The organism is Snodgrassella sp. ESL0323 (genome assembly GCF_013346865.1).
Classification (GTDB): domain Bacteria; phylum Pseudomonadota; class Gammaproteobacteria; order Burkholderiales; family Neisseriaceae; genus Snodgrassella; species Snodgrassella alvi.
The window spans coordinates 1-6528 of record NZ_JAAEDT010000032.1 but is presented as its reverse complement, the minus strand read 5'-3'; the positions used below and the strand labels follow the sequence as shown (position 1 = coordinate 6528).

9 protein-coding genes are annotated in these 6528 nt (G+C 36.4%); all 9 read left to right on the top strand.

Features of this window, described 5'->3' with window-relative positions; all coding sequences use genetic code 11:
• A partial coding sequence (locus GY065_RS12745; protein WP_174834441.1) for an RHS repeat-associated core domain-containing protein occupies positions 1–542 on the top strand: 542 nt, incomplete at its 5' end.
• A complete protein-coding gene (locus GY065_RS12740) occupies positions 535–1041 on the top strand; it encodes a hypothetical protein (RefSeq protein ID WP_174834439.1) in 507 nt (168 codons plus the stop codon). The genes GY065_RS12745 and GY065_RS12740, both read left to right, overlap by 8 nt.
• 145 nt (positions 1042–1186) lie before the next feature.
• Positions 1187–2332 carry an RHS repeat domain-containing protein gene (locus GY065_RS12735; RefSeq protein WP_202984103.1) on the top strand — a complete coding sequence of 382 codons (1146 nt, stop codon included), beginning with the start codon at positions 1187–1189 and terminating at the stop codon, positions 2330–2332.
• Positions 2333–2335: 3 nt separating this feature from the next.
• The gene (locus tag GY065_RS12730; protein WP_174834437.1) at positions 2336–2809 is read left to right on the top strand and encodes a hypothetical protein; all 474 of its coding nucleotides are present in this window, start codon (positions 2336–2338) and stop codon (positions 2807–2809) included.
• 203 nt (positions 2810–3012) lie between these two features.
• Entirely contained in the window at positions 3013–3498 is a 486-nt protein-coding gene (locus GY065_RS12725; protein ID WP_174834435.1) for a hypothetical protein, read from the top strand.
• An 88-nt stretch (positions 3499–3586) separates the two neighbouring features.
• A complete protein-coding gene (locus GY065_RS12720; RefSeq protein ID WP_174834434.1) occupies positions 3587–3826 on the top strand; it encodes a hypothetical protein in 240 nt (79 codons plus the stop codon).
• Between the two features lie 208 nt (positions 3827–4034).
• The gene (locus GY065_RS12715) at positions 4035–4829 is read left to right on the top strand and encodes an RHS repeat-associated core domain-containing protein (protein WP_202984102.1); all 795 of its coding nucleotides are present in this window, start codon (positions 4035–4037) and stop codon (positions 4827–4829) included.
• Positions 4819–5253 (top strand): hypothetical protein, encoded by a 435-nt coding sequence (locus tag GY065_RS12710; RefSeq protein ID WP_174834432.1) that lies wholly within the window; start codon positions 4819–4821, stop codon positions 5251–5253. Before GY065_RS12715 ends, GY065_RS12710 begins: the two co-directional genes overlap by 11 nt.
• 76 nt (positions 5254–5329) lie before the next feature.
• On the top strand, positions 5330–6454 hold the full coding sequence (locus tag GY065_RS12705; protein ID WP_174834443.1) for an RHS repeat-associated core domain-containing protein: 1125 nt from the start codon (positions 5330–5332) through the stop codon (positions 6452–6454).
• Positions 6455–6528 lie beyond the last annotated feature (74 nt).

Sequence of the window (6528 nt, the reverse complement as noted above, 5' to 3'; positions counted from 1 at the left end):
GAGAAACCGGACTGCACTACAATACTTTCAGGTACTACGATCCGGATATAGGCCGCTTTACTCAGCCTGATCCGATTGGATTGCTGGGTGGCTATAATCTGTATCAGTATGCGCCAAATGCGCTGATGTGGATTGATCCTCTTGGATTAATGCCATGGGCATGGAATCCTAATGGAATGGGACATCATCTTATTCCACGTAACAAAGCTAATAGTATTGGGCTGACAGATTTGGGAACTAAGAGAAATACACCCACATTTTTTCCTAATCCTTATAGTCCTGGCATGCATGAAGAATTGCATAGGGCTATTAAAAATGATATAGGTAAAATTCAAGGTCCTTGGACAGGAAGTGCAGATGAATTATTTAGTGCTACAAGCCGTAATTTAGATTCTGTCTCTCATATCAAGGGAGATTTAAAAATTCCCTCAACAGGTGAAATCATAGCAAAAAATGTAACTCCTAAAGAAGCTCATAACAAATTATTAAAATGGTTTAATAACAAACAAAAAGTAAAGAAATCAGGAGGTAAGTGTGGTTAAAACTATAGATGTTGATGTTGATTTTAATGGCATAATTATTTTTGATTATCCCGGGATATTGAGTCCTTTTGATGGAAAAATAAATGATGGAGAGAATATACTTCAACAATTTACAACTACAGATAAAGGAGATTTTGTTTTAGATAAGGGCATTGCGTTACCTATCATGGGTATTGATGATGGTGGGTATATAGTTAGGTTGTTTTTAAATGAAATGCCTAGTAATGACAATCGAAATGTTGTATTTAGCGATAAATATTTTTTTCTTAATGTAACAGGTAGTTTATATATTGCCGATATGGCAGTTTTTTGGGAATGGGAAGAATATACTGGTTGGCATAATTCTAATATTCCTAAAGGGATATATAGAGTTTGTTTAGAAGGAGTACATTTAAAACAAAACGATGATATTTTCTATTGTTATGATCTAATTTTAGAAAAGGTAGACAAACTCGGCAAGCGCGATATTGAACCACGTTCGTATTCAAGACTATATTAAATAAAAAGTTGAGTGAAATTTATTTTATTAAAACGTGATTTTAATCAGGTAAATTTAAAATGATCACTGATGTTATTAACACATCGAAAGCTGCCGCAACGAATCCTACTGGAAAACCCTGCAGTACGATGCTGCGGCCAACCTGTTGGATAGAAGACGCGGTGAAGAAGAAAGCAATCAGAACCTGATCCGCTTTAATCAGCTGCTCAGCTTCCGCGGACTGAAATACAGCTACGACGAACACGGACGTACCCGCAGCAAACAAACCGCCAGCGGTACCCAGTATTACCATTACGATGCCGAACACCGCCTGATCGAAGTGCGTATCGAACAGCTGAACCATACTGAACGCTACGGCTACGTCTACGATGCGCTCGGCCGGCGCATCGAAAAACACCGGCTGGACCGTGACGGCAAGCCATGCAACCGCACCACCTTCCTGTGGGACAGGATGCAGATGATTCAGGAAAGCAGTGCAGACAAACGGCAGAGCCTGTATCTGTATACTGACGAAGGCAGCTATGAACCGCTGGCACGGATAGACCGGACCGGTAATCAGGAAAAACACATCTACTACTTCCATACCGACCTGAACGGCATGCCGGAGGAGCTGACGGATGAAGCCGGTGAAATTGTGTGGGAATGCTCATACCAGCTGTGGGGCAAACCGATACAGGAGATTGCCCATACAGAGATACAACAGAACCTGAGGTATCAGGGACAGTATTTAGACAGAGAAACTGGGCTGCACTACAATACTTTCAGGTACTATGATCCGGATACAGGCCGCTTTACCCAGCCGGATCCGATTGGGTTGCTAGGTGGCTTTAATCTGTATCAGTATGCGCCAAATCCGCTAATGTGGGTTGATCCTTGGGGATTAGAGTACAAAGGATGTGGACCTTCTTCTAAAGGTTTTAAACGAAGAAACACTATTACCAAGCGTTGGGTAAATATTTTAACTGGAAAAAAACCAGCTAATGTTGAAGATTACTTGATCTCTAAGGGATGGGTACGAGAAGAAGTAAAAGCGTCTGAAAATGCAATTCAACATATCCAATTTACCAAAAAAACAAGATCTGGTAACACCACATATATATTGGATTATCATCCTGGTGGTAATAAAAATCAGACTAATATACATGGTAATGATTACTGGAAAATTTACAAAAAACACAAAGGTAATAAATTAGAAACTTTAGGCAGAATTGGCCATGAAGGATTTGAAAAATATGATAGAATTCATAACGAACCTGTTTATATTGATGGAATACTAATGAATGTAGAATAAGACATGATAGATTTTAATGCAGATATTATAAGTTATAAGTCTTTGGGTAATATTGAGATTGGGCGTAATGTTGAATTTTACATCGACGAAATGTATAAAAATTTTGATGTTAAAGTAACCCAGTATGTGATAACAAAGGCTCAAGAAAAAGAGGAAATAAGGTATTCATATTCTTTGAATAATGACACGATAAAATTTTCTACGAATATTGATGGTCAAATTATTATGGTAGGGTGTAATGAAAACTATAGAGGAAAATATAAAAATAAATTATATGCTGGCATTACAATGGGAAAACTGATTAGTTTAACTAATAAACAGTGGATAACATTTGGTACACTTATTGTAGATAAAGATTTTGGTATGTATTTTATACTCCCTTCACCATATGATGAAATAGCTGATTATTTAAAAGATATTCCGCTGAATTTAATCCTAAATGAGATCTATGTTGGTAATTTTGATTCTTGGCGATGAAATAGCTGATTATTTAAAAGATATTCCGCTGAATTTGCTCCTAAATGAGATCTATGTTGGTAATTTTGATTATTGGTTGCCAACACGTAAATCAAATAAATGATTTATAGCTAAATTAAGTCGTTTATCGGCTCCAATAAGCTATATCTTCAAAATTTACTAATAGTCTATTCTATATCACACTATGAACGGAGGTTAAGGACATGATAGATTTTAGTGCAGATATTATAAGCTATAAATCTTTGGGTAATATTGAAATTGGGCGTAATGTAAACTTTTATATCGATGAATTGTATAAAAAATTTGATGTTGACGTTAAACGGTATAAGGTACCAAGTTATTCTGAAATACAGTATGGATACTATTTGAATAATAGTACGATAGTTTTTTCTACGGATATTTATGGTCGAATTGTGGCAGTAGGGTGTAATGAAAATTATAAAGGTAAGTATAAAAAAAAATTATATACCGGCATTACAATGAGAAAGCTGATCAGTATAACTGATAAATTTTTGATAAAAAATGGTTCACTTATTGTAAATGAAGACTTTGGTATGTCTATTACACTTCCTCCACCATTTGATCAAATGGTTGATTCTTTCAAAGATATCCCACTGGATTTACCTTTAAATGAGATTTGTGTTGGTAATTTTGATTCTTGGCGACAATCACATAAATCTAAAAAGTGATTTATAGTTAAATTAAGTCGGTTACTGGTTTCAATAATCTATATTCTCAAAATTTATTTATAATGCATATATAGTTAAACTATATATCTTGGAAAATATTAAGATTGGGTGTAATGTAAAATTTTATATTGATAAATTATATAAAGAATTTGATATTAAAGTAACCCAATATAAGATACCAAATTATCCAGAAGAAAATGAAATAAGGTATGAATATTCTTTGGATAATGATACAGTAAAATTTTCTACTAATATTGATGGTTTAATTGAAGTCATAGAGCGTACTGAGAATTATTATAGAGAAAAATATAAAAATAAATTATATTGAATAAACTAGGAAAGAAATTAATATTTTCAGTTTTTTTATTATTTAGTTCCTGTTCAATCTCCTAAACAAATTATCTTTAAACCTTTTTAATCTAATTATCCACACTAAACGCTACGTCTACGCGCTTGGCCAGCCCATCGAAAAACACCGGCTAAACCGTGACGGTAAGCCATGCAACCGCACCACCTTCCTGTGGAACGGGCTGCAGATGATTCAGGAAAGCAGCGCAGACAAACGGCAGAGCCTGTATCTGTATACTGACGAAGGCAGCTATGAACCGCTGGCGCGGATAGACAGAAACGGTAATCAGGAACAACACATCTACTACTTCAATACCGACCTGAACGGCTTGCCGGAGGAGCTGACGGATGAAGCCGGTGAAATTGTGTGGGAATGCTCATACCAGCTTTGGGGCAAACCGGTACAGGAGATTGCTCATACAGAGATACAACAGAACCTGCGGTATCAGGGACAGTATTTAGACAGAGAAACCGGACTGCACTACAATACTTTCAGGTACTACGATCCAGATATAGGCCGCTTTACCCAACCTGACCCGATTGGATTAGCCGGCGGACTCAATCTTTATCAGTATGCACCGAATGCGTTTATTTGGATCGATCCTCTTGGTCTTCAATGTGGTGGAGTAAGAAATCGTCGTCAAGCGTTTAATAAAGCAAAAGATCTTGCTGGCATACCTCGTTCACAGCAACCTGATAGGCAATGGACTGTTGGAAATGATCCTAGAAGAAGAGGGCAAACAAACTATAAATATTCAGAGAATTTAAGTTCTCATGGACGATATTATGAATATACAGATGCCTACGGACATAAAAAAGTTATTGCTGAACACACTGCAGATCCTAGAGCATCAGGTCCTCATGTGCATGCGGGACAACCTCGACCTAATTATGATCCTAGAACATACGATTTCAAAAAAGAGAGATATCTGAAAATCGAAGACCCTGCAACCAAAGATCATCATATATATTATGAAAATTAGTTTAAAAGATAAATTAAATTTATTTAGAGCAAAAGATTATGCAACCAAATTAGATGGTATTAGGTCGTTTAATATATCATTTTTACATGATAATGAATTTATATGGCATAGAGAAATGTTAATGGAAATAAATAAAATTGATAATATTATTAAGAAAAAAGTTTTTAATTTACCTATAAATAGAAATGTTTTAGTTAGTGAAGTTGAAAGTTTATTGAATATAAAAAAAGATATTATTTGTAATATGTTTTATTACGGGGATATTTGCATATCCTTTTATGTCGAAAATTTTTCAAATTTCATATTAAGCTTGTTTTCAATAAATAAGACATATGATTTTTCATTAGCATTTACTTCTCCAGATAGAGTAATTGCTTTAAGTGATAATGAATATGATATTTATTTGTATAATATTCAAAAATAAAAAATGTACACAAAAAATTAAAATAATAATTTACAAATTTATTATTTAATTTTATTGACAATCAGTAACTGCACACATCTATTACTTTCATACTGTTTGCTATCTTCTAACTAGACTGATACCGCATAGGCATATTGGCTACGAACAGTCCATCAGCGGTACCCAGTATTACCATTACGATGCCGAACACCGCCTGACCGAAGTGCGTATCGAACAGCTAAACCATACTGAACGCTACGGTTACGTCTATGATGCCCTTGGCCGGCGGATTGAAAAACACCGGCTGGACCGGGACGGCAAGCCATGCAACCGCACCACCTTCCTGTGGGACGGACTGCAGATGATGCAGGAAAGCGGCACAGACAAACGGCAGAGCCTGTATCTGTATACCGAGGAAGGCAGCTATGAACCGCTGGCGCGAATAGACAGAAACGGTAATCAGGAACAACACATCTACTACTTCCATACCGATCTGAACGGCATGCCGGAGGAGCTGACGGATGAAGCCGGTGAAATTGTGTGGGAATGCTCATACCAGCTGTGGGGTAAACCGATACAGGAGACTGCCCATAGAGAGATACAGCAGAATCTGCGGTATCAGGGACAGTATTTAGACAGAGAAACCGGACTGCACTACAATACTTTCAGATACTACGATCCGGATACAGGCCGCTTTACTCAGCCTGATCCGATTGGGCTGCTGGGTGGGTTTAATCTGTATCAGTATGCGCCTAATGGGTTGACTTGGATTGATCCTTTAGGATTCTCAAAGGAAGGGGTACCACATGGCTTTAAGAGCTTTGGGCAATTTAAGCAATTTGGTCAAACATTACAGGCTGGTCTGAGTAAATTAGGATATTCTAGCTCAGTTTCATACATGCAAGGAAGTTCTGTATCTGGTGTAAGCTTCTCTACAGGACAACCTTTTGATGTTGGTCGTGTTAGTGATTTTGATGTAGCTATATCACATCCAGAGCTATATCAGAAAGCAGAATACTTAGGGATAGGAAAAGGTGGACGAACTGGACCAATTAATATGGGTAGTGATACGGCTAAAAAATTAGGTATAGATAATATTCTACAAAGATTATCTAGAATATCTGGAGATAGACCTGTAAATGCTATGATTTTTAAGTCTTCAGTTGAAGTCAAAGCTAAAGGAAAAGGAATCAGAATTCCAGGGAAATGTGGCGGGCGATAAATGAAAAAATTATATTTTCTAAAATACGGCAGTAATAAATCTAAAAAAGAGATAAGTGAATTGTTGAATAATAA

Coding starts and splice junctions, on each gene's coding strand:
- GY065_RS12710 (WP_174834432.1), top strand. CDS start 4,819: ATGAAAATTAGTTTAAAAGATAAATTAAATTTATTTAGAGCAAAAGAT.
- GY065_RS12715 (WP_202984102.1), top strand. CDS start 4,035: ATGATTCAGGAAAGCAGCGCAGACAAACGGCAGAGCCTGTATCTGTAT.
- GY065_RS12730 (WP_174834437.1), top strand. CDS start 2,336: ATGATAGATTTTAATGCAGATATTATAAGTTATAAGTCTTTGGGTAAT.
- GY065_RS12725 (WP_174834435.1), top strand. CDS start 3,013: ATGATAGATTTTAGTGCAGATATTATAAGCTATAAATCTTTGGGTAAT.